The organism is Pseudomonas sp. FGI182, from assembly GCF_000511325.1.
GTDB lineage: Bacteria > Pseudomonadota > Gammaproteobacteria > Pseudomonadales > Pseudomonadaceae > Aquipseudomonas > Aquipseudomonas putida_Z.
The window spans coordinates 4,143,782-4,164,500 of sequence record NZ_CP007012.1 but is presented as its reverse complement, the minus strand read 5'-3'; the positions used below and the strand labels follow the sequence as shown (position 1 = coordinate 4,164,500).

At 63.4% G+C, this 20,719-nt stretch carries 21 protein-coding genes; 16 read left to right on the top strand and 5 right to left on the bottom strand.

The window, feature by feature from the left end; all coding sequences use genetic code 11:
- The first annotated feature begins 2 nt into the window (after window positions 1-2).
- The 5 genes from motD to C163_RS18295 all read left to right on the top strand — a co-directional run bounded on the left by motD (window position 3) and on the right by C163_RS18295 (window position 3,676).
- Window positions 3-860: a flagellar motor protein MotD gene (gene motD, locus C163_RS18315; RefSeq protein WP_025340067.1), complete on the top strand. Its 858-nt coding sequence runs from the start codon at window positions 3-5 to the stop codon at window positions 858-860.
- Window positions 861-1,076: 216 nt separating this feature from the next.
- Entirely contained in the window at window positions 1,077-1,865 is a 789-nt protein-coding gene (locus tag C163_RS18310; RefSeq protein WP_025340066.1) for a ParA family protein, read from the top strand.
- Window positions 1,865-2,758, top strand: coding sequence for a CheW domain-containing protein (locus tag C163_RS18305; RefSeq protein ID WP_025340065.1), 894 nt, complete (start codon window positions 1,865-1,867; stop codon window positions 2,756-2,758). Before C163_RS18310 ends, C163_RS18305 begins: the two co-directional genes overlap by 1 nt.
- A 41-nt stretch (window positions 2,759-2,799) precedes the next feature.
- Window positions 2,800-3,279, top strand: a complete 480-nt coding sequence (locus tag C163_RS18300; RefSeq protein ID WP_003254393.1) for a chemotaxis protein CheW — start codon at window positions 2,800-2,802, stop codon at window positions 3,277-3,279.
- Window position 3,280: 1 nt separating this feature from the next.
- The gene (locus tag C163_RS18295) at window positions 3,281-3,676 is read left to right on the top strand and encodes a DUF2802 domain-containing protein (protein ID WP_025340064.1); all 396 of its coding nucleotides are present in this window, start codon (window positions 3,281-3,283) and stop codon (window positions 3,674-3,676) included.
- A 56-nt stretch (window positions 3,677-3,732) separates the two neighbouring features.
- Here C163_RS18295 and C163_RS18290 read toward each other — a convergent pair whose 3' ends face one another.
- Window positions 3,733-6,597, bottom strand: a complete 2,865-nt coding sequence (locus C163_RS18290) for a dermonecrotic toxin domain-containing protein (RefSeq protein ID WP_025340063.1) — start codon at window positions 6,595-6,597, stop codon at window positions 3,733-3,735.
- Window positions 6,594-9,347 carry a dermonecrotic toxin domain-containing protein gene (locus C163_RS18285; protein ID WP_025340062.1) on the bottom strand — a complete coding sequence of 918 codons (2,754 nt, stop codon included), beginning with the start codon at window positions 9,345-9,347 and terminating at the stop codon, window positions 6,594-6,596. The genes C163_RS18290 and C163_RS18285 overlap by 4 nt, the downstream gene beginning before the upstream one ends.
- Window positions 9,348-9,581: 234 nt before the next feature.
- Between C163_RS18285 and C163_RS18280 the strand changes: the two genes are divergently transcribed.
- From C163_RS18280 to C163_RS18255, 6 genes are all read left to right on the top strand, one after another.
- Complete coding sequence (locus C163_RS18280) at window positions 9,582-10,157, top strand: N-acetyltransferase (protein WP_025340061.1); 576 nt, start codon at window positions 9,582-9,584, stop codon at window positions 10,155-10,157.
- Window positions 10,158-10,232: 75 nt separating this feature from the next.
- Window positions 10,233-10,955 (top strand): TenA family transcriptional regulator, encoded by a 723-nt coding sequence (locus tag C163_RS18275; protein ID WP_025340060.1) that lies wholly within the window; start codon window positions 10,233-10,235, stop codon window positions 10,953-10,955.
- A gap of 23 nt (window positions 10,956-10,978) precedes the next feature.
- Window positions 10,979-12,208 (top strand): MFS transporter, encoded by a 1,230-nt coding sequence (locus C163_RS18270; protein ID WP_025340059.1) that lies wholly within the window; start codon window positions 10,979-10,981, stop codon window positions 12,206-12,208.
- 62 nt (window positions 12,209-12,270) lie between these two features.
- Window positions 12,271-13,524, top strand: a complete 1,254-nt coding sequence (locus tag C163_RS18265) for an aminotransferase class I/II-fold pyridoxal phosphate-dependent enzyme (RefSeq protein WP_256220378.1) — start codon at window positions 12,271-12,273, stop codon at window positions 13,522-13,524.
- Complete coding sequence (locus tag C163_RS18260; protein WP_025340057.1) at window positions 13,517-13,744, top strand: hypothetical protein; 228 nt, start codon at window positions 13,517-13,519, stop codon at window positions 13,742-13,744. The genes C163_RS18265 and C163_RS18260 overlap by 8 nt, the downstream gene beginning before the upstream one ends.
- Before the next feature lie 71 nt (window positions 13,745-13,815).
- Window positions 13,816-14,742, top strand: a complete 927-nt coding sequence (locus tag C163_RS18255; RefSeq protein WP_025340056.1) for a dienelactone hydrolase family protein — start codon at window positions 13,816-13,818, stop codon at window positions 14,740-14,742.
- A gap of 10 nt (window positions 14,743-14,752) precedes the next feature.
- On the opposite strand, the gene C163_RS18250 is transcribed toward C163_RS18255, so the two are convergent.
- The 3 genes from C163_RS18250 to C163_RS18240 form a co-directional block, all read right to left on the bottom strand.
- The gene (locus C163_RS18250; RefSeq protein ID WP_025340055.1) at window positions 14,753-15,724 is read right to left on the bottom strand and encodes a GlxA family transcriptional regulator; all 972 of its coding nucleotides are present in this window, start codon (window positions 15,722-15,724) and stop codon (window positions 14,753-14,755) included.
- 91 nt (window positions 15,725-15,815) lie between these two features.
- Window positions 15,816-16,160: an EscU/YscU/HrcU family type III secretion system export apparatus switch protein gene (locus C163_RS18245; RefSeq protein ID WP_025340054.1), complete on the bottom strand. Its 345-nt coding sequence runs from the start codon at window positions 16,158-16,160 to the stop codon at window positions 15,816-15,818.
- Complete coding sequence (locus C163_RS18240; protein ID WP_025340053.1) at window positions 16,157-17,713, bottom strand: flagellar hook-length control protein FliK; 1,557 nt, start codon at window positions 17,711-17,713, stop codon at window positions 16,157-16,159. Before C163_RS18240 ends, C163_RS18245 begins: the two co-directional genes overlap by 4 nt.
- Window positions 17,714-17,978: 265 nt before the next feature.
- Between C163_RS18240 and ccmA the strand changes: the two genes are divergently transcribed.
- From ccmA to ccmE, 5 genes are read left to right on the top strand one after another with little or no spacing between them, the layout of a single operon-like run.
- Window positions 17,979-18,611, top strand: a complete 633-nt coding sequence (gene ccmA, locus C163_RS18235) for a cytochrome c biogenesis heme-transporting ATPase CcmA (protein WP_013973564.1) — start codon at window positions 17,979-17,981, stop codon at window positions 18,609-18,611.
- A complete protein-coding gene (gene ccmB / locus C163_RS18230) occupies window positions 18,599-19,276 on the top strand; it encodes a heme exporter protein CcmB (RefSeq protein ID WP_013973563.1) in 678 nt (225 codons plus the stop codon). The genes ccmA and ccmB overlap by 13 nt, the downstream gene beginning before the upstream one ends.
- 46 nt (window positions 19,277-19,322) lie before the next feature.
- Window positions 19,323-20,090: a heme ABC transporter permease gene (locus tag C163_RS18225; RefSeq protein ID WP_012273476.1), complete on the top strand. Its 768-nt coding sequence runs from the start codon at window positions 19,323-19,325 to the stop codon at window positions 20,088-20,090.
- Window positions 20,087-20,263: a heme exporter protein CcmD gene (ccmD, locus tag C163_RS18220; RefSeq protein WP_013973562.1), complete on the top strand. Its 177-nt coding sequence runs from the start codon at window positions 20,087-20,089 to the stop codon at window positions 20,261-20,263. Before C163_RS18225 ends, ccmD begins: the two co-directional genes overlap by 4 nt.
- Window positions 20,260-20,715, top strand: coding sequence for a cytochrome c maturation protein CcmE (gene ccmE, locus C163_RS18215; protein WP_019096399.1), 456 nt, complete (start codon window positions 20,260-20,262; stop codon window positions 20,713-20,715). Before ccmD ends, ccmE begins: the two co-directional genes overlap by 4 nt.
- Window positions 20,716-20,719: the final 4 nt, after the last annotated feature.

Here is a 20,719-nt window from a genome sequence, read left to right as displayed (position 1 = left end):
CCATGCGTCGCCGTCGTCATACCGAGGAACACGAAAACCACGAACGCTGGCTGGTGTCGTACGCCGACTTCATCACCTTGCTGTTCGCCTTTTTCGTGGTGATGTACTCGATTTCCTCGATCAACGAGGGCAAGTACAAGGTCATTTCCCAGGCCTTGCTCGGGGTATTCAACGACCCTGAGCGCAGCATGAAGCCGATCCCCATCGGTGAAGAGCGGCCGCTGAGCGTGCGCCCGGCCGAGCCGTTGGTGAAGGACAGCGAGCAGACCGATGCAGGCCTTGGGGCGACCAGTGTCGACCCGCTGAAAACCATCAGCAATGACGTGCGCGATGCCTTTGGCGACCTGATCAAGAGCGACCAGATGACGGTGCGCGGCAATGAGCTGTGGATCGAGATCGAGCTCAATTCCTCGTTGCTGTTCGGCAGTGGCGATGCCATGCCCAGCGACAAGGCATTTGCCATCATCGAGAAGGTGGCCGGCATTCTCAAGCCGTTCGCCAACCCGGTGCATGTCGAAGGCTTTACCGACAACCTGCCGATCCGCACCGCGCAGTACCCGACCAACTGGGAGCTGTCATCGGCGCGGGCGGCAAGCATCGTGCGCCTGCTGGCCATGGAAGGGGTCAACCCGGCACGCATGGCCTCGGTCGGCTATGGCGAGTACCAGCCGGTGGCCAGCAACGACACTGCCGAAGGCCGTGCGCGCAACCGCCGCGTGGTGCTGGTGATTTCGCGCAACCTCGAAGTGCGCCGCAGCCTGACGGGCTCGGGCAGTGCCAATGCCACGCCGGATGCCGCATTGCGCCGGGCTGGCACACAAAGTGCACCGGCTACGCCAGCAACGGTGGCGGGGCAGTGATCCGTCAATTCCCCGACGTTGCCAAGTAGTTGAATGTAACGCGGTCCTCTGTGGGAGCGGGTTCACCCGCGAAGAAGGTGACACGGTGCATGGCACCGGCTGCGCCGGTGTTCGCGGGTAAACCCGCTCCCAGACTGATCGCGCCAGCTTTTCGATGTTGAGCAAGACAGTTGCCCCAGCAGTGTCCCTGCCAAATCAATAGATAGAGTTTGCTTGATGAGAGTCTGGGCAGTAGCCAATCAAAAAGGTGGCGTCGGCAAGACCACCACTACCATCGCCCTGGCCGGCCTGCTGGCCGAGGCCGGCAAGCGCGTGGTCGTTGTCGACCTCGACCCGCACGGCTCGATGACCAGCTATTTCGGGCACAACCCCGATGCCCTGGAGCACAGCTGCTACGACCTGTTCCTGCACAAGGGCGCGGTGCCCGAGGGCCTGCCCGGGCAACTGCTGCTGCCCACCAGTGACGAACGCATCTCGCTGTTGCCGTCGAGTACTGCGCTGGCGGTGCTGGAGCGCCAGTCACCGGGGCAGAACGGCCTGGGCCTGGTGATCGCCAAGAGTCTGGCGCAGCTGTGGCAGGATTTCGACTTTGCCCTGATCGACAGCCCACCCTTGCTCGGTGTGCTGATGGTCAATGCCCTGGCAGCCAGCCAGCAGCTGGTGATCCCGGTGCAAACCGAGTTCCTCGCAGTCAAGGGCCTGGAGCGCATGGTCGGTACCCTGGCCATGGTCAACCGCTCGCGCAAGCAAGCGCTGCCGTACCAGATCGTGCCGACCTTGTTCGACCGCCGCACCCAGGCCTCGCTGGCCACGCTCAAGCTGCTGCGTGACACCTACGACCAGCATGTATGGCAGGGCTACATCCCGGTGGATACGCGCCTGCGCGATGCCAGCCGCAAGGGCGTCACGCCCTCGCAATTCGACAGCAAGAGCCGCGGGCTGATTGCCTATCGGGCGCTGCTCAAGCACCTGCTGACCTACAAGACTGCAGCGCAGGTGGCCTGATGACCCAGACCCGGCAAACCAATACCCGGCCACAGATGGCCCTACAGTCATACCTCGACGGCCTGTTGCAGGAGGCCACCGAAGCCGAAGACCTGTTCGAGGCGCCAGCGGCGGCGGACGAGTTCGCCGAAGCGGTGCGCGAAGAACAGGCGCGTGATGCCTTGCAGCAAGCCAGGCCGGCGTCAGCCGAAGCGACCGTCAGCCCCGCACCACGGCCGTTCGCCGAGCCCAGGCTGGCGGTGCTGCCCCGCGTGATGCCGGTGGAAGCACCGGTGGTGACGGTGGTCGAGCGCGAAGTGGTGGCCGAAGCCAGCATCCCGGTGCTGGTCGAAGAGCAAACCGTGGAACCGGCAGTGCCGCTGGTGGATGTGCACCTGCCGGCGCCGCAGGTGCCCGTGCCCCCGGCCACGGTCGATGGCCGCCCGGCCTGGGCCGCCGAGCCGTTCGAATGCCTGCTGTTCGACGTCGCGGGCCTGACCCTGGCGGTGCCGCTGGTGTGCCTGGGTTCGATCTACACCCTGGCCGGCCAGGAACTGACACCGCTGTTCGGCCAGCCCGACTGGTTCCTCGGCATCCTGACCTGCCAGGCCGGCAACCTGAAGGTGCTGGATACCGCGCGTTGGGTGATGCCCGACCGCTACCGCGATGATTTTCGCCAGGGCCTGCAATACGTGATTTCCGTGCAGGGCTACGAATGGGGGCTGGCCGTGCACCAGGTCAGCCGCTCGCTGCGCCTGGACCCGTCCGAGATCAAGTGGCGCAGCCAGCGTGGCCAGCGCCCGTGGCTGGCCGGCACGGTGATTGAACACATGTGTGCACTGCTCGACGTCGCTGCACTGGCCGAGCTGATCGCCAGCGGTGCGGTCAAGCAGATGCATGCCAAACAGAAATGACACCGAATACACCGCCGATGGCGGATTTTGAGGGTAGGGGAATGAAAAAGTCGTCTGCACAAGGTTCCGAAGATCCGATCCTGCAGTGGGTTACCTTCCGTCTGGACAATGAGTCCTACGGCATCAACGTGATGCAGGTGCAGGAAGTGTTGCGCTACACCGAGATCGCCCCGGTGCCGGGTGCGCCAAGCTACGTGCTGGGCATCATCAACCTGCGCGGCAACGTGGTGACCGTGATCGACACCCGCCAGCGCTTTGGCCTGATGCCGACCGAAGTCACCGACAACACCCGTATCGTCATCATCGAGGCCGACAAGCAAGTGGTCGGTATCCTTGTCGACAGCGTGGCCGAGGTGGTGTACCTGCGCCAGTCCGAGATCGAGACCGCGCCGAACGTGGGTAACGAAGAATCGGCCAAGTTCATCCAGGGCGTGTGCAACAAGAATGGCGAACTGCTGATCCTGGTCGAGCTGGACAAGATGATGACCGAGGAAGAGTGGTCCGAGCTGGAGAACATCTGAGTTGATCCTACAGGTTGCTGTCATCTTCCTGGCGCTGGTCTGGGCGCTGAGCCTGTGGTTCTTCCTCAACTACAGCAAGCGCCAGCGCGAGCTGGCCGCGCAACAGGCCGAGGGTGATGCCCTGCGTGACCAGCGCATCAAGGACCTCGCCAAGCGCCTGGACGACTACCAGAACGGTACCGTGCGCATGGGCGAGGCGCTGCACGACCTGCGCGTGGCGGTTGCCCCGCTGCCAGACAAGATCCAGCAGCTGGAGCAGCGCGACCCGCACAACGTCACCTTTACCCAGGCGGCCAAGCTGGTGGGCATGGGCGCCAGCGTGGCCGAGCTGACCGAAAGCTGCGGCCTGACCCAGGCCGAGGCGGAGCTGATGAGCAAGCTGCATCGCAGCAACTGATTGCCATGAGCATTGCGCGGCCCCTGATACAGTGGCCGCGCAAGCTCGCCCGGCAGTCAGTAGCCCTGTGCGTTCCCCGCCATTGCGACCTCTTCCAGTGGTAGAAGCCGCAGCTCTGCACGCCGTTGTGCTGCTTCATCCAGCAGCGCGTCGTAGTTCAGGGTGTGCATGTTTGCCAGGTCCGCCACCTGCCTGAAGGTGTACAGCTCAGGTAGACGTTGGTCGATCACATGGTTGAGCACCGCAGGCCCGGTCAGCGTGTTGAGCCTTTCGGTATAGGCCTGGAATGCCGCCGCATGCTGTCGCGGCGGTTTGGGGGCCTCGTAGAACGCCTGGCCCTCCGGGGTGCGGTAGCGGGCCAGGATCTCGTCGGAAATGGCGTTCAGCACCGGATTGCCAGCGCGGCTACCAATCATGCTGGTGTTGTAGCTGGTATACATGCCCAATTGCGCATTGCACACCGGGCTCCTCAGCAGCAGCCCGTCGAGGGGCGTGGTGAGCGGTACGCTGTCGATCTTTGCCCGCAGCTGCCCGGTTGCGTCCGGCTCGACCAGCAGATGGTCGTCGATATCCAGGTAGATGCCCCCTTCGCTGTGCAGGACGCGGTAGCGCAAGATGTCCGAGGCCGAGGAGAAGTTGCTCGCCACACCGCCATTCCCTTCCAGCGCAGCCTGGTACTGGCCGAAGTATTCACTTGCCGCGAATTGATGATAGAAGGTCTGCTGCTCCAGCACTGCAACCTTCAACCCCTCGTCGATGCGGGCCTGTAGCAGGGTCATGTTGCGTTCGAATGCCTGAGGGTTTGCGTTGGAGAGGTAGAGCTTGAGCGTGAAATCGCTGTTTCGCAGTGCCTGCACGTTGTTGTCGAGCGCAGCCAGGTAATCACCGGCGATCGTCCTGTCACCCAGCCAGATGTGAAATACCTGCCTGGGGACGGGTATGCCTGGTGCAGTCCCCAGGGCATCGAGGTCGACGGGCAGCTGCAGATCGATACCCAGTGCCCGCAGCGTACGCGAGCGCGATGCCGGGCTGATTTCCCGCAACGGGTCCGTATCGGGCAGCAGCCGGCTGATCGAGGGCTGCAGCGGATCGGCGCTGGCCACATAGTGCTGGGCGCCGCGTGTGCCGTTGGGGTACTTGAGCACGAAGCTGTCCTGTCGGGCGTCGTAGTAGAGCGGGTGCGGGCCATTGCCCACATCGCCGATCAGTTCGTCACCAGTGCCGAATGCCCTGCGCCGCGTTACGCAGCGGGCAATGTGTGAATCGGCGCCGGACCAGCTGGCGGCTACCTCGTCGCCCGCTACTGCCAGTTCCTGGAAATAGGGTGTCATCGCAGGCCCGGGCCAGCGTGGCGGCGAGACCGGGCTCAGCGGGTAGCCTATGCGGCCATTGAGCCTCACCGGTTTGATGAAGCCAATGGGGCGTTGGCCGAACAGCGCCTTGCTTGCCTTGACTCCACGCGCCAGCCCCGGGGCTGCGTTCAGCAGGCCGAACACGGCCTGCTCCGCGCCTTCGAGCTGTTGGTTCACATCCTTGCCGTGCAGCGCCTGGTCCAGGCCCACTGTAAATTGGGCCACCCCGGCCACGGCAGCCAGGGGTAGCAGTCCGGGAACCACCAGCAGAAACGGTGTGGCCAGGTTCATGGTCAGGTAGAAATAGCTGCGCCATGCGGCCTTGGTCACTTCACTGTCGCGCGTGATCAGGAAGTCGGCGTCGGATTGGCTGCGTTGACGTTGTGCCACCGTCAATGCCTCGAACAGGTTGTATTCGATGCGCGGGCTGGAGGTGTCTGCCTTGTAGTTGATCAGGGTATGCGGGTTCCATACCCTGGCCAGGCGATACACGCTGGTTGCAGGCAGGATGATCCGGCGGGGCGGGAAATCGCCCATGCCTTGAAGTACCCGACGCAATCCCGACCGGCCAATCCTGTCCGGAATATCGCAGGCCCTGAAGTGGGCAAGCAGGGCTGCCCGTTTGTCGGCGTCGCGGCACTGCCTGGCAAGCCACGCACGCATGGCGCCCGGGGTGGCGAACTCATGCAACGGCGCCGCATTGCCCGGTATGTACAGCAAGGTCAGGCGGCTGCGCGTATCGCGCAGGCAGAGGATGTCGCTTGATGGGTAGCTATTGATGTTCAGCAACCTGGCGTCTACCCCGTTGGCACTGAGGCTGGCGCCGTGGTGCCAGCGTTCCACGCCTGCCGCCCGCCACGCCAGGCTGCGTCCCTGTTCACTGAGGTTGCCCCGCAATGCCTGCCGGTTGCAGGCAGCGAGGAATGCGATGCACGCGCTGACGCTGTACTGGCTGGCGGCATGGGCCCAGAAGTCATCTAGCTGGCGTTTGAATACGCCCTGGAAGTCGAGTTGCCAGATGAAGGACTGGAAGGTCGTGGCGTCGAACTGCACATAAGTGCTGGCGTCGTAGCGCATGGGTGCGGTCTGGCGGAAAAGGCCATGGAATTCGGTGTGCACATCGATGTCGTGGTCCAGGCCGCTTCCTGGCAATTCATCGACGATCGTCACCTGACCATTGCTGAAGGCCTGGGCCCAGGGCGCTCGACCGTGTGGCAGGGACAGCTCCGGCAGTACACCTAGCAGGTCGACGGTGGCCGTCCCGCCTCTTAGCAGCAGCTGTGCGGTTTGCTCGGCAACCTTGGAGTAGCCGCTTTGCTGCCAGTTGCCAAGCAGCGCTTCGGTCAGGCTCATTTGTTGGACGACCTTGGCCAGCCAGCCCCGCTTGGGAACGAACTTGCAATGCAAGGTCACTGCAAGCGTGTTGTCGGGTTCCACGTCCAACCGCTGCTGGCTGGCCCATTCGCGGATGGCTGCACTGGCACTGCGGTCAGGGCGAGGCACGGAACCCAGCATTGCCTTGACGTAGTCTTGGCCGGCTGCGCCGACCACAGGTTGGCGCGGGTTCATGTTCGGCTCCAGGAATGGTTGCCACCGACAGTGGCAAACCGGTTCAGGGGCAGGAGCGTACGCACCGAATCGCGCATGCGTGGCAGATCGACGAACCGGTAGGCATTGATGCGCGGCATCCCATAGAGGTTGGTGAGCTGTCGCAGGATACGCAGGCTCGGCAGCTGCCTGTCGACCACGTCGCTGAGCAGGGCAGGGCCGGTGAGGTAGCTCAGGCGGCTGGCATACTCATAGAAGTTCCCCGGGTCTTCAGCCAGGCTGGGCTTGCTGTCGTAGAAGTCGCGATTGAGCTGGTAGCGTGCGCACATCTCTTCGGAAATAGCCTCCAGGGTGGGGTTGCCGGGGTGGCTGCCGATAAGGCTGGAGTTGTAGAGGCTGTTCATGCTCATCTTTTCATTGGACATGGGCGGTACCAGCAGCAGCCCATTGGCGTCCGTGCTCAACTCGACCTGATCGATGGGTTCACCGGCGGCACCTACCGGTTGGCCGTCGATGATCAATGAGTATTCGCCTGGCGCGAGCAAGGTGTCATCGACATCCATGTACAAGCCACCTTCGTGGTGCAGCATCGGGTAGCGCAGCACATCGCATGCCGATGCATAGTTGCGGGCAACGCCGCCGTTGCCATCCAGGGCAGCGTCGTACTGCGCGTAGTACCTGCTTTGGCGGAAAGCCCTGAAGAAGGCCTGCTCTTCCAGCGGCAGCACCTGCAAGCCCGGGGCATGACTGGCCAGCAGCTCCAGGTTTTCGGCGTAGGCCTGCCGGGCAGAGCTGGAAAGGAACAACCGCATGCTGTATTCGCTGCCTTGCAACCGCGCTGCGTTCTGGCCCAGGTTGGCCAGCAGCTCCGGGCCGATGATCTGGTCACCGACCCACAGGCAGGAGATGTGCTTGGGTATTGGCCAACTTCCCGGCGCTCTGGCCGGCACCTGTAGCGGCAATGGCAGGTCCACGCCCAGCGCCCGCAGTGTACGACTGCGCATCGCATGGGTAACCACGCGCCCTTGTGGCGCGGGGCTCAGGTTACGGTTGCCGGGTACCGCGACGAAGCCGACAGGGTCGACCTGGTTCAGGTCTTCGGCCCGAATGAATACGTCCCGCTCCATGTCGTAGATCATCCTGGCGTTGTAGCCATCGATGTTCGCTGCCAGGGTGTCTGGTTCACCATCGTACTGGGGCGTACGAATGACTGCGTCGGCAACCGCCTGGTCACAGTCAGGCAGTGGCTCTATCGGGTCGGTGATGTGGAAGTAGCGTGCGCCCTCGGGCTCGGGGAAGCGCGGTGGCGAGAGCGGGCTCAGGGGGTAGCCGATCTGCTCATTCAGCCGCGTCGGCGGCGCGAAACCCTCGACCTTGAATTCGAACAGTGCCTTGCCCCTTGCGGCAGCGCCCACCGCCAGGGGCAAGGCATTGAACAGGCCCCAGGTGATGTTGCCGATACCTTCTTGCTGCTGCTGCAGAGACTTGCCGTTGATTGCCTGGTCGAGCCCCAGGCCAAGCTGGGCGATGCCACCGATGGCCAGCAGCGGCCCCAGGCCGGGTACCACCAGGCACAGTGGCGCCAGCAGGTTGAGCGTAGTGGCCAGGTAGCCACGCCACCTGGCCTTGATGACTTCGCTGTCAGCCGTGATCAGAAACGCGGCATCGTCGTAGCTGCGCTGACGCTGGCGCTCGGCCAACGCCTGGAAAAGGTCGCCCTTGATCCTTGGGTTGTACTTGGTAGGTCGATAATTGACATAGGTCTGCGGCGGCCAGGTGCCGTCGTCGTTGAAATAGCCGTGTTCGGGCGGCAGCAGGTGACGTTCAGGGTAGGCGCCCAGCCCCTCCATGGCAGTGTCCAGGCCGCTGAAATCGAGGCCTTGCGGGCAATCGGCCAGGCGAAAGTGCTGTTTCAGGGCCTGGCGTTTGGTCGGGTCTTTGCATTGTTCGCCGACCCAGGCCTTCAATTCTCGTTCACTGCTGAACGTCAGCAACGGTGAGCTGTTGCCAGGTACGTACAGCACCGTCAGGTCTGTGGCGGGGTCGTTCAGGTACAGCAGGTCGGTCGCTGCATAGCCGTAGATGCTCAAGGTGCTGCGCCGCAGCCTGTTGCGCGGTGGCATCAGCCCGGCCGCTTGCCATACCAGTTGCCGTGCAGGCTCGCTGAGGCTGCCCTCGCTGACCTGTCTGTTGCAGGCTGCGATGAAGTTGAGCTTCAGCGCCAGCCTGTGACTGTGCAGATGGTCACGCCAGTACACCTCCAGCGCCGCCTTGAAAGGCTGCTGGAAGTCCAGGTTGCTGATGAACTGCTGGAAGGCTTCGGCGCTTACCGGCAGATGGGTGGAAGCGTCGTAGCGTTGCGGGGCAGTGCGCCGGAACAGGCCGTTGAATACCTCGAAGGAGGCCCCGTAGTGATTGAAGCCGGGTGCCGGCAGGGTTTCCACCAATCGTAGCGGGCCTGCGGGTAATGCACCGGCCCAGGGTGCTTGCAGCAGCTTGCCGAACATGTCACTGGCCGACTCGCCCTGCCAGTTGCCCAGCAGTGCCTGGGGCAGGCTGGTGCGCTGGCTGATCGCGGCCAGCTGGCCACCTGCACCGTCCGGGCAGTAGTGGAGGGTAACGACGTCGAGCTGGTCAGGATCCAGGTCATGGCCTTGCTGCGCGAGCCATTGGCGGATGGCGCGGTTGGCTTCACGATCGGGGCGAGGCACATGGCCGAGGTGGTCTATAACGTAATGCGTGCCCATCACGTTGATGCGAGTCGAATGCATGGGGGTACCTTGCGCTGAGATGAAGCCGGCAAGGTTGAAGCAGGGGCACGAAAAGACGGTGGTAGATATGTCGGTACGGCGCCTGGCCGATCTCGTCACCCCCTGGCCCTCGGGCGCTGATGGCATTTTGGTCGTGGATGTCACTATCCTTCCGCTTCCTGTCCGGTTCCCTTCTTACCCGGCATCGCACTTAAACGTTTAAATCCCTGCTTGTACGCACAAGGGATTTACGCAATGAACACCCTCTCTTCAAAGCAGGTGGCCCCTGGCGAGCCACAGTTGCAGTGGTTGCGTCAGGCCGACAGCGATACCGCGCAAGCCATCATGCAACTGATCAACAGCACGGTTGGCGATGGCGGTGTTCTGGGTTACGAGCACGAGATGTCTGCCGGGCAGAGCGTCGACTTCACGGCCTCGTTGCAAGAGCGCATCCATGGCGGCAATACCCATGTCCTGCTCGGCCAGGCAATGGCGGGGCCGGCCTGCCTGGTCATTGTTTCGCGCAGCAGCATGCCGAACTGCCGGCATATTGCCGACCTGAGCAAGGGCGTGGTGCATCCGGCCTATCGCGGGACCGGCCTGGTGGCACGGGCCTTCACCGAAGTCGTGCACCTGTGCCAGGCCCAAGGGATCGAGCTGTTGACCCTGGATGTACGCGAAGGCACTCGTGCACACCGGTTATGGCAATCCTTCGGCTTCCAGACCTACGGCGTGCTTGACGACTACGCACGGGTCGATGGCGTGAAGCATCGCGGCCATTACATGGCCCAGTCCGTAGAAAGCCTTGCGCTGCGACTCAACCTGAACTGAGTTGCCCTTCGTCGACTCTGCCTGCGGCCATCGCGGTCAACGGCACCTGCCTCTCTCACCCAAGGAACACCCCCAATGGCCTTATCTACTGCAGCCTTTCGCGATCAGCTGGAGCAGAAACTGCACCACCATCTGACCCTGTCCCACCCGATATTCAAGGAGCTGCTTGCGCCTGAGGGCAACAGGCCGCTGCTGCGCAAGGTCGCGCTGCAAGGCTATCAGCTCACCAAGTATTTCCTGACCTATGTCGAGCACTTGTTCTTTCATTGCCCGCTGCCCGCCCACAAGCGGGCACTGATCACCAATTGTTTCGAAGAAGAAACCGGCCGGCTTTCCCGCACCGACAACCATGTCGTGCTCATGCAGAATTTCCTGAGGGCGCTCGGCATCAGCGATGCCGAGCGTGATGCCGAGCAGCCGCTGCCAGCCACCTGGGAACTGATCGATTTCCGCCTGCAGGCGGTACGTGACCCGGCGCGTTATCACATTGGTGCGGCAGCAGTGATGATCGCCAGCGAAGGGCAAAACCTCGAGACCGTCGCTGGAGATGCACGGCATGTGTTGCTGGGGCGTGCCTATGGCCTGGCCGAACAAGACTTGCTGTTCTTCTCGGTGCACCAGAAGGAAGACGTGGGCCACGTCAATGAAGGCTTGGACCTTGTCTCGCAGTTGTGCACCACGGCGCAGATGCAAGAAGAGGCGTTGCAGGCTGTAGACCACACCTGCGAGCTGTTCTACGCGATGTACGAAAACATGTACCAGGCGTATTGCCGAGCTCCGCAGGCCGAGGCGGTGTAATGCCCACACGATAAGGATTGGCCATGAAACAGAAATTCAGCTCTACCTTGATCGTCTCGGTGCTGGTAGTCGGCTTTGTGGTGATGTTCCTGTCCAGCGCCTTGAAGGGGTTGTACCAAGTGTACTTCGTCGATCTGGCCTCGCACTTTGGCGAGGGGCGCGCAGCCTTGGCCACCGCAGGATCGCTGTTCGTCCTGACCATTGGCCTGGTGTCGCCCGTGGTGGGGTGGCTGAGCGACCGGGTTGGCCCCTTGAGCACGGTGGCCCTTGGCAGTCTCAGCGGCGGGGTGGTGCTGCTGGGCGTGACCTTCGCCGGCACGCACCTGCTGGTGTTCACCCTGGTGTATGGCCTGCTTGGAGCCTTTGCCCTTGCGGCGATGACCTATGTACCCATGGGTATTCTGGTCGATCGCCTGGTTGCCGAACGGTTCAAGGCCTTCGCTTTCGCATTCGTCACCAACGGCACCTCCATTGGCTTCATCGTGCTGTCGCCGTTGTGGATCATGCTGCAGCAGAGCGTGCCTTGGCAGTCGGTGTTCTCCTGGGTTGGCCTGATCTTTCTGGTGCCTTTGAGCCTGGCGCTGTATTGGGTATCCCGCACCGTGCCGTTGAAGCCCGACCCGCAGGCGGCAAAGGTCAGGCATCCGGTGATGTTTCTGCTGCGTGACCCGCGCTTCTTCGTGCTGGCCCTCAGTTTCGCCAGTTGTGGTGCCACCATGGCGTTCATCGATGTTCATCTGGTGTCGTTCTGGCAGGGTGAGGCGCTGCCCAGTTCGGTGCAGGCCAGCGGCCTGAGCCTGTTAGGTGTGCTGGAGCTGGTCAGCGGCCTGCTCGCGGGTTGGTTGGCTACCCGCTACAACAAGGGCCTGCTGCTGATGATGTTCTACCTGCTGCGAACCGCTGCGGTCATCGTGCTGCTGACCACGCCCGGGCCCCTCGGAACGTACGTGTTCGCTGTGCTGTTTGGCGCCAGTTACCTCGGAACGGTGGTGCTCACATCTGCCTTCTGCTTCGCGCTGTATGGCGCCGAAATCAAAGGCAAGGTGTTCGGGATGCTGTTCCTGGTACATCAACTTGGCGCGTTGGTGGCCACGCAGTTGGGCGCACTGGATTTCGACCGGCATCAAAGCTACCAGCTGACCTTGGCCGGCCTGGCCACGGCCACGGCGGTGGCTGCCCTGGCATCGTTGTGGCTGATAGCGGTTCGCCCATCAAGCGAAACCCTGGCCACTCAACTCGCCGAACCTGAATAGTCCACCGATCAATTGCGCATTGTTCAATACAAACAAGGAGGCGCAAAACCATGCAATCGACCGTGATTGGCCTGGATGGTTTCAACGCAACTGATTTCAATGCAACTGGGGCACTGCATGCTCACCGGGTCAGCGACCTGTCCGATGTGTTCTGCGAGCCGTTGGCCATGACGTCCGCTTATACCTTCGCTTCAGCGAAAGAGGCTTGCGAGCGCTTCAGCGGGCAACAGCAGGGCAATGTATACAGCCGGTTCACCAACCCGACCGTGCAAGCGTTTGAAAGCCGTGTGGCAGCGTTGGAAAACGCTGAAAGCGCAGTGGCGTTCGCTTCCGGGATGGGCGCTTTCACCGCGCTTTGTCACGCCTTTCTCCAGCAAGGCGACAACATCGTCTGCAGCCGTGACGTGTTCGGCACTACCGTCAATGCCTTCAGCTACTACATGGCCCGTTTCGGGATCGAGGCCCGGTTCGTCGATTTGACAGACCTGGCGCAGTGGGAGGCAGCAATCGACGGCAGGACCCGCCTGGTGGTGTTGGAGTCGCCCTCCAATCCGCTGCTGAAAATCGGTGATATCCGCGCCGTAAGCGTGCTGGCACATGAAAAAGGGGCGTTGCTGGTGGTGGACAACACCTTGCTGACCCCGGTTTTTCAGCGGCCACACACACTGGGAGCGGATTTGGTCATCCACTCCGCTGGCAAGTACATGGATGGCCAAGGGCGTGCATTGGCGGGCGTCGTGACGGGGTCGCAAAGCCTGATGCAGGTGTTGCGGGGTGTTCTGCGTACCTTGGGTATTTCTTGCAGCCCGTTCAACGCCTGGCTGCTGCTCAAAAGCCTGGAAACCCTCGAAGTCAGGATGATGCGGGCGCAGGAGAGCGCCTTCGAGCTGGCCCGCTGGCTTACCCACCAGGAGCTGGTGACCGCGGTGCATTACACCGGCCTGGAGCACCACCCCCAGCATGCATTGGCATGCCGCCAGCAGGACGGCCATGGGGGGCTGTTGGCTTTCGAGATCGTCGGGGGCCAGGCCGCAGCCTGGCAATGGATTGACCAACTGCGTTGCGTGGCGCGCTGCACCAACATTGGCGACACCCGCAGCATGGTCACGCATCCAGCCACAACCACACACGGGCGGCTGGACGCACAGGCGCGGTATCAGGCGGGTATCTCGGATGGTTTGATCAGGTTGTGCGTCGGCCTGGAGCGTGTGGACGATATCAAGGCCGACCTGCAACAGGCTTTCCACGCCGTGTCCTTGCAAACATCCATGGCAGCGCCGGTCGGCCATAACCGGAACGCGGTGTTCAATGGCTGAACTGCTCGCTTCAGGATTCGGCATTGGCGTGTTCGCCGTGGGTGTGCAGATCCTTGCATTGATCGCGGTGTATGGCACGTCCTGCGCGAAGGAAGTGCGTTTCTATGCCGTGGCTTTCGTGCTGGCGAGTTGCGTGATGGCGGGCATGGCGATGCTCGACCCGTTGGCATTCACCCAATGGCATGTCGACGGCCTGGCAGCAATGGCGATGTGTGGCTGATGCCGGGCACCGCCAATTTTCTATAACGGGTGCCGGTTCAACACCCGCTCATGACGTTCAGGGGTAACCAGATGTTCAAAGTAATGGCCATCAGCTTGGTGCTGGGCTGTGCCCTTCAGTTCGCAACGGCTCGGGCTGAGGTCGCTGCCACCAATAGCGGCAACGTTGCCACGGTCAGCAAACGGCTCGTCTCTTTCTATAGTCAGCCACTGCCATCCGCCGGCAAGGCGATACCGATTCGGGTTCCGGCGGTGTTGTCGTTGCCGGCCAAGGCCGCGGGCCCGGTACCGGCTGTGATCATCCTGCATGGCTCGGCGGGTATGGATTCGCGTGGTCCCTTGCATGGCGGTGACCTCAATGCCCGCGGTATCGCAACGCTGGAATTGGATATGTGGGGCGCGCGCAGGCTCACTGGCGGTGCACAAGGGCGCCCGCCACGCGTGCACGATACCCTGCCGGACCTGGCAGGCGCCCTGGCTTACCTGGCCAAGCAGCCTGGCGTCGACGGCCAGCGCGTGGGAGTGCTCGGGTTTTCCTGGGGGGGCGTACAGGCCATGCTCGCCGCCTCTGCGCCCATCAACGACGAGCTGGAGCAAGCCTCAGGTGTTCGCCCCATCTCGATGGCAGCGTTCTACCCCGTGTGCTGGGGTTACAACCATGTGCCAGGTTATACCTTCAAGCATCTGGCCCCGGCGCGCTTGTTGGTGCTGGTAGGCGAAAATGACCAGTACGATGACGACCCGCGTGCCTGCCCGTCGCTGATTTCAAACCTGCCCAGCGAAGATCAGGCGCGTGCGCAGGTGCTGGTATACCCCGGCGCAGAGCACGGTTTCAATGGGCTGGAGGCCGCCCAGGAGTACCAGGACCCGTTCCTGCACCGTGGCAAGGGCGGCGTGGGGCATTCGGCACCTGACCCGGCGGCGCGCGACGCTTCGCGCCAGGCCGTGGTGGAGTTCTTCACCGAAAGCTTCGCCCCGACTGCGATAAGCGAGCGGTAGCAGTCGAAATCTAGGCGTCCTCGTGGGCGAGAGCATGGCGAAACTGCAGGGGCGGTTGCGGCATTTCCTGGCGCCATGCCAGGCGAAAGGCATGGCTGCTGCCGTAGCCGCAACGTTCGGCAATCTGTTCCACGTTGAGGTGGCTGCTGCGCAAAAGCTCACGGGCCAGGTCGATGCGTTGGGTGCGCAGGTAGCTCTGCAGCGTTTGACCGGTATTGTCGCGGAACAGTCGCGCCAGGTGCCGGTAGCTGACATTGAACTGGCTGGCCAGTTGTTCGAAGCTCAAGTGGGTACCCAGGTGTGCATCGATGTAGTCTTGGGCCGCATGCACCAACGGGTGGATGTGATTGCGCGCCAGGTCTGCAGCGCGCAGCTGCACATCTTCGCCAGCGCGGCGACGGTAGATGACCAGCTCCTGCGCCACCTGGTTGGCCACTACCTTGCCAAACTCCAGGCTGACGATGTGCAACGCCAGGTCAGTTCCGCTGGACACGCCTGCGGAGGTGAACACGCCATCGTCCTCGACGAACAGGCGGTTCTCCAGCACTTTGGCTGCTGGGTAGCGCGTTCGAAGCAAGTCGACGTAACGGTGGTGCGTGGTGCACTGTCGGCCATCCAGCAAGCCAGCTTCGCCCAGCAGGAACGCACCGGTGCATATGGAGCACAGCTTTATATCCGGCGTTTGCCTGATCACCTTCGCCAGCCACAGGGCGGTGGCGGTCAATATCGCTGTTTCGGCGGGTGTCGCAGAGAGCTTGTTGCCCACCACGAAGAGCAAGTCCTGCGGCGCGAGCCGCTCAGGCAACTGGTGCAGGCCACTCAGTGTCACGCCCTGGAAACTGGTGACCTGTTGTCTGGCGGCTATGCAACGTACGTTCACCGGTGCCAGCTGGAGTTCTTCGAGGCTCGCCATAATTTGTAACGGGCCACCGAGATCAAGGATGTGGGTGCCCGGGAGCAGCAAGAACCAGATGGTACGCATTACAGTATTCCTTACATCGCCAAGCGCCTGACCTTGAACGGCACGTTACCAATATGGCGCAAAAAGGCAATTTGCATGGATACCATGGCGGTCAGGCGCCTTCGCCTCCGGGCAGCAGCCTTCCTAGCAGGGGTGGGGTTGTCCCTGGGGCGGCAGGCTCGTCATCGAAGCCCGCAGGCACTTTGCCCCGCAGGTGCCAGGCAAAGGCGATGATTTCGGCAATGGTCAGGTACAGCGCCTCCGGTATCTGGTCCCCCAGCTCCAGGCGCGCCAGCAGACGCACCAGCTCGGCATTTTCGTAGATCGGCACTTCGTGCTCGCGGGCCAGAGCTAGGATGGCCTCGGCCAGCGCATCGTCGCCCTTGGCGGTGAGGGTAGGGGCTTGCTGCCCGTCGTAGAACAGGGCAATCGCCTGCCGTGCAGGTTGGTTCGTCATGCGTTCTCATCCACCCAACGTTGTTCTACCCGCGTACGCGGGCCTTGTGGCGGGATACCAGGATGGCATTCCAGATCACCCACATCCAGGCCCCGCGCCAACAGGCGTTCGCGCAAGCTACCGAGCTGGCTGTCGATCAGCCGGGCTGTCGCCTCGCGTTCCGCCCAAAGCTGGCCACCCAGGCGGCCTTGGCTCAGTTGTGCCTGGACCTGCACCGGGCCAAGGGGCGAGAGGTCGAAAGCCAGCTCGATACGCCACAGGGCTTGCAGCGGGTCGGCTGACTCCTGCTGGCGGTCGGCCTGCTGTTGTGGCGTTTCCTCGCGTTGCAGCTTGACCTGCAACGGGATGAACTCCTGGCCGTGACGGATCGGCACTTCGGTTTGCCAGGTGGTCTGCAGGTTGCCGTTTTCCAGGGTACCGGTTTGTTGCAGGCTGCTCATGGCGTGGCTTTGCAGGCGCGATACGGCAGCGGCAGCCAGGCGCAGCAGTTGTTGCAGGTCGCCTTCGTCTTCCATGGCCTTGAGCAGGCGCGACGGCAGCGGGAATGCGCCCGGCTGCGGCTTGGGGCTGACCCGTTCGAGCATGCCCAGCGCGCTGCGGGCCAGGGCCGGCATGGTTACGGCCAAGCTGGCGGGCGCCAGGTTGGGCGCCCCGGGTATGCTGGCCGGCGCGACGGTGATCAGCCGCAGCAAGTGCGCCTTGAGGTCGGTGGCGACGCTGGCCGGGAGGCCGCCCAGCAGTTTGGCTTCGAGAAAGGCACCGCTGTTGTTCAGGGCTTGTGCCACTGCCTTGGCATCACCCAGTTGCCGGGCTTCCGGCAGGCCCGCCAGCAGGCGTTCGGCGCTGGCTCGCAGTTCGCCATCGGCGCCCGGGTCGCGGGCCACCTGTTGCAGGGCATTGAGCAGGCCGGGCAGCGAAGCCTGGCGGTTTTGCTGGGTCAGCAGCTGCTGGGCAATGCTGAGCTGGTCCTGGCGGCCGCTGAGCGGTACGAAACGCAGCGACTGGTCGCCCTGCACCAGCGCGCTGAGCAGGCTGCCGACGGCCAGCGGTCGCGGGCTATCCACGCTCAGGGTTGCGCCGGCCTGGGCACTGTTCAGCAGGCTGACCAGCGCCCGGTAGACGGCGGGCTGGCCGGGCGCCTGGACCAGTGCCTGGTTGGTCAGGACCTTGCCCTGCAGCAGGGTGCCGACCGGCACCTTGCTGGTGTCCAGCTGGGTGAGGGTGGCGACCTGGCTGGCGCTGGCCTGCTGCAGCATGATCGCCAGGCGGTTGCTTTCGGTCTGGCTGACCGTGACCTGGCTACCCTGGGGCAGGGGCTGGCTGGCGCTGGCTTGCAGCTGGGTCTGGGTGCCGTTGGCCAGCATCAGCCGCAGCACCAGCTGGAAGTCCTGGCCCACCTGGCGCAAAGACATGACCTCGGCTTGCGCGGTCTCGCCGGGGGCCATCAAGCCGGGCTGCGGTTGCGTCAGGCGCAGCAGTTCGCCGGTCATGCCCGCCTTGATGGCCTGGGGGCTGATCGCGGTTTGTGCGCCGAGACTATTGATTTCAGTCATGATTGTATACAACCTGTCGAGCCCGCCCTCTTGGCAGCGCGGCGGCGCGTGTAATAATGCCGACCGTCCGTCGTTGCCAGTATAACGGCAGCGAGGGGGGCGACTTGAGATACAGGGCTAGAGGTCGGCGTCGCCTGCTTCGCGGGTGAACCCGCTCCTACAAAGGTTTGCGCAGCTTTCAAACCCTGCGCTGAACCTGTGGGAGCGGGTTTACCCGCGAAGCAGACGACGCCGACCTCTAGCCCTACAAAGATAAGGCGAAACCGTGACCCTTCACCTCCAAGCCGCGGGCCTGGCCTGCGAGCGCGACTGGCGCCTGCTGTTCGAGCACCTCGCTTTCGAGCTGCGGCCCGGCGACATGCTGCAGATCAGCGGCCCCAACGGCAGCGGCAAGACCAGCCTGCTGCGCCTGCTGGCCGGCCTGATGCAGCCGACGGCCGGGCAGATCCTGCTGGGCGGCAAGCCACTGGCCGAGCAGCGCCACGCCCTGGCCAGCATCCTGTTATGGATCGGCCACGCCGCCGGCATCAAGGACCTGCTCACCGCCGAGGAGAACCTCACCTGGTTGTGCGCCCTGCACCAGCCTGCCAGCCGCGAGGCGATCTGGGCGGCACTGGCGGCCGTCGGCCTGCGTGGTTTCGAAGATGTGCCCTGCCACACCCTGTCTGCCGGCCAGCAGCGCCGCGTGGCCCTGGCCCGGCTGTACCTGGCCAGCCCGCCGCTGTGGATCCTCGACGAACCCTTCACCGCCCTCGACAAGCAGGGCGTGGCGCAGCTCGAGGCGCACCTGGCGGCCCACTGCGAGCAGGGCGGCACGGTAGTGCTGACCACCCACCACACGCTGGAACGCAAGCCCTCCGGTTACCGTGAACTGAACCTGGGGCAATGGGCGGCATGAGCGTATTCATCCTGTTGTTGCGCCGCGAAGCGCGCCTGCTGTTCCGCCGCCCGGCCGAGCTGGCCAACCCGTTGGTATTCTTCGCCATCGTGGTTGCGCTGTTCCCGCTGGCAGTCGGCCCGGAAAGCCAATTGTTGCAAACCTTGTCGCCAGGCCTGGTCTGGGTGGCGGCACTGCTGGCGGTGCTGTTGTCGCTGGACGGCTTGTTCCGCAGCGATTTCGAGGACGGCTCGCTGGAACAGTGGGTGCTGTCGCCGCACCCGTTGGCGCTGCTGGTGCTGGCCAAGGTGCTGGCGCACTGGATCTTTTCCGGGCTGGCGCTGGTATTGTTGGCGCCGCTGCTGGCACTGATGCTGGGGCTGCCGAGCCATTGCCTGCCGGTGCTGCTCGGTTCCCTGCTGCTGGGCACGCCGGTGCTGAGCCTGCTGGGCGCGGTGGGCGCGGCGCTGACAGTCGGTCTGAAACGCGGCGGTTTGCTGCTGGCATTGCTGATTCTGCCGTTGTATATCCCTGTATTGATCCTGGGCAGTGGTGCGTTGCAAGCGGCGTTGCAGAATATGCCGGCAACCGGCCACCTGCTCTGGCTCGCCAGCCTGACGGCCCTGGCCGTGACCCTGGCACCCTTTGCGATAGCGGCCGGCCTGAAAATCAGCGTCGGCGAATAACGAGTCCCGGGCTTTCAAGCCCGGCCAATACCCTGGATGTACCCTGATGAAAATAAGCTGGACGTGGTTCCACAAGCTGGGCTCCCCCAAATGGTTCTATGCCATCAGCGGCCGCATGCTGCCGTGGCTTGCCGGCGCTGCCGTGCTCCTGCTGCTGGTCGGCATCACCTGGGGCCTGGCCTTCGCCCCCCAGGACTACCAGCAAGGCAACAGCTTCCGCATCATCTACATCCACGTGCCGGCGGCGATGCTGGCGCAGTCCTGCTACGTGCTGCTGGCAGTGGCCGGGGTGGTGGGGCTGGTGTGGAAGATGAAACTGGCCGACGTTGCCTTGCAGTGCGCCGCCCCCATCGGTGCCTGGATGACCGCCGTGGCGCTGGTCACCGGTGCCATCTGGGGCAAGCCCACCTGGGGAAGCTGGTGGGTCTGGGATGCCCGGCTGACGTCCATGCTCATCCTGCTGTTCCTGTACTTCGGCATTATTGCGCTGGGCCAGGCAATCAGTAATCGTGACAGTGCAGCCAAGGCCTGTGCGGTACTGGCGATCGTCGGCGTGGTGAACATCCCGATCATCAAGTACTCGGTGGAGTGGTGGAACACCCTGCACCAGGGCGCCACCTTCACCCTCACCGAAAAGCCGGCGATGCCCGCAGAAATGTGGTTGCCGCTGCTGTGCACGGCGCTGGGCTTCTACTGCTTCTTTGGCGCGGTGCTGTTGCTGCGCATGCGCCTTGAGGTGCTCAAGCGCGAGGCGCGCGCCAGTTGGGTCAAGGATGAAGTATTGAACAGCCTGGGGCGGAGGGCCGCACAATGAGTTTCGCCACCTTCGGTGACTTTCTCGCCATGGGCCACCACGGCCTGTACGTGTGGACGGCCTATGGCATCTGCCTGGCGGTGCTGGCGCTGAATGTCGCCGCGCCTGTGCTGGCCCGCCGTCGCTACCTGCAAGATGAGGCGCGCCGTTTGCGCCGGGAGAACAACCAGTGAATCCGCAGCGCAAGAAACGCCTGTTGCTCATCGTCGGCCTGCTGGTCGGCGTAGGGGTTGCCGTCGGCTTTGCCTTGAGCGCATTGCAGCAGAACATCAACCTGTTCTACACCCCGACCCAGATCGCCAACGGCGAAGCGCCGCTGGACACCCGCATCCGCGCGGGCGGCATGGTCGAGAAAGGTTCGGTACAGCGCTCGTCCGATTCGCTGGACGTGCGCTTCGTGGTCACCGACTTCAACAAGTCGGTGCCGATCACCTACCGTGGCATCCTCCCCGACCTGTTCCGCGAAGGGCAGGGCATCGTCGCCCTCGGCAAGCTCAACGCCGATGGCGTGGTGGTGGCCGATGAAGTACTGGCCAAGCACGACGAGAAGTACATGCCGCCCGAGGTCACCAAGGCCCTGAAGGAAAGCGGCCAGGCCGCCACCGGCGGGGAGGCCAAGCCATGAACGC

Excerpts from the sequence above, each read along its gene's own strand:
- C163_RS18240 (WP_025340053.1), bottom strand. The coding sequence starts at position 17,713 with ATGACTGAAATCAATAGTCTCGGCGCACAAACCGCGATCAGCCCCCAG.
- C163_RS18300 (WP_003254393.1), top strand. The coding sequence starts at position 2,800 with ATGAAAAAGTCGTCTGCACAAGGTTCCGAAGATCCGATCCTGCAGTGG.
- C163_RS18290 (WP_025340063.1), bottom strand. The coding sequence starts at position 6,597 with ATGAACCCGCGCCAACCTGTGGTCGGCGCAGCCGGCCAAGACTACGTC.
- C163_RS18250 (WP_025340055.1), bottom strand. The coding sequence starts at position 15,724 with ATGCGTACCATCTGGTTCTTGCTGCTCCCGGGCACCCACATCCTTGAT.
- C163_RS18275 (WP_025340060.1), top strand. The coding sequence starts at position 10,233 with ATGGCCTTATCTACTGCAGCCTTTCGCGATCAGCTGGAGCAGAAACTG.
- C163_RS18255 (WP_025340056.1), top strand. The coding sequence starts at position 13,816 with ATGTTCAAAGTAATGGCCATCAGCTTGGTGCTGGGCTGTGCCCTTCAG.
- C163_RS18280 (WP_025340061.1), top strand. The coding sequence starts at position 9,582 with ATGAACACCCTCTCTTCAAAGCAGGTGGCCCCTGGCGAGCCACAGTTG.
- C163_RS18305 (WP_025340065.1), top strand. The coding sequence starts at position 1,865 with ATGACCCAGACCCGGCAAACCAATACCCGGCCACAGATGGCCCTACAG.
- C163_RS18285 (WP_025340062.1), bottom strand. The coding sequence starts at position 9,347 with ATGCATTCGACTCGCATCAACGTGATGGGCACGCATTACGTTATAGAC.
- motD (WP_025340067.1), top strand. The coding sequence starts at position 3 with ATGCGTCGCCGTCGTCATACCGAGGAACACGAAAACCACGAACGCTGG.
- ccmD (WP_013973562.1), top strand. The coding sequence starts at position 20,087 with ATGAGTTTCGCCACCTTCGGTGACTTTCTCGCCATGGGCCACCACGGC.
- C163_RS18270 (WP_025340059.1), top strand. The coding sequence starts at position 10,979 with ATGAAACAGAAATTCAGCTCTACCTTGATCGTCTCGGTGCTGGTAGTC.
- ccmB (WP_013973563.1), top strand. The coding sequence starts at position 18,599 with ATGGGCGGCATGAGCGTATTCATCCTGTTGTTGCGCCGCGAAGCGCGC.
- C163_RS18260 (WP_025340057.1), top strand. The coding sequence starts at position 13,517 with ATGGCTGAACTGCTCGCTTCAGGATTCGGCATTGGCGTGTTCGCCGTG.
- C163_RS18245 (WP_025340054.1), bottom strand. The coding sequence starts at position 16,160 with ATGACGAACCAACCTGCACGGCAGGCGATTGCCCTGTTCTACGACGGG.
- C163_RS18310 (WP_025340066.1), top strand. The coding sequence starts at position 1,077 with ATGAGAGTCTGGGCAGTAGCCAATCAAAAAGGTGGCGTCGGCAAGACC.
- C163_RS18225 (WP_012273476.1), top strand. The coding sequence starts at position 19,323 with ATGAAAATAAGCTGGACGTGGTTCCACAAGCTGGGCTCCCCCAAATGG.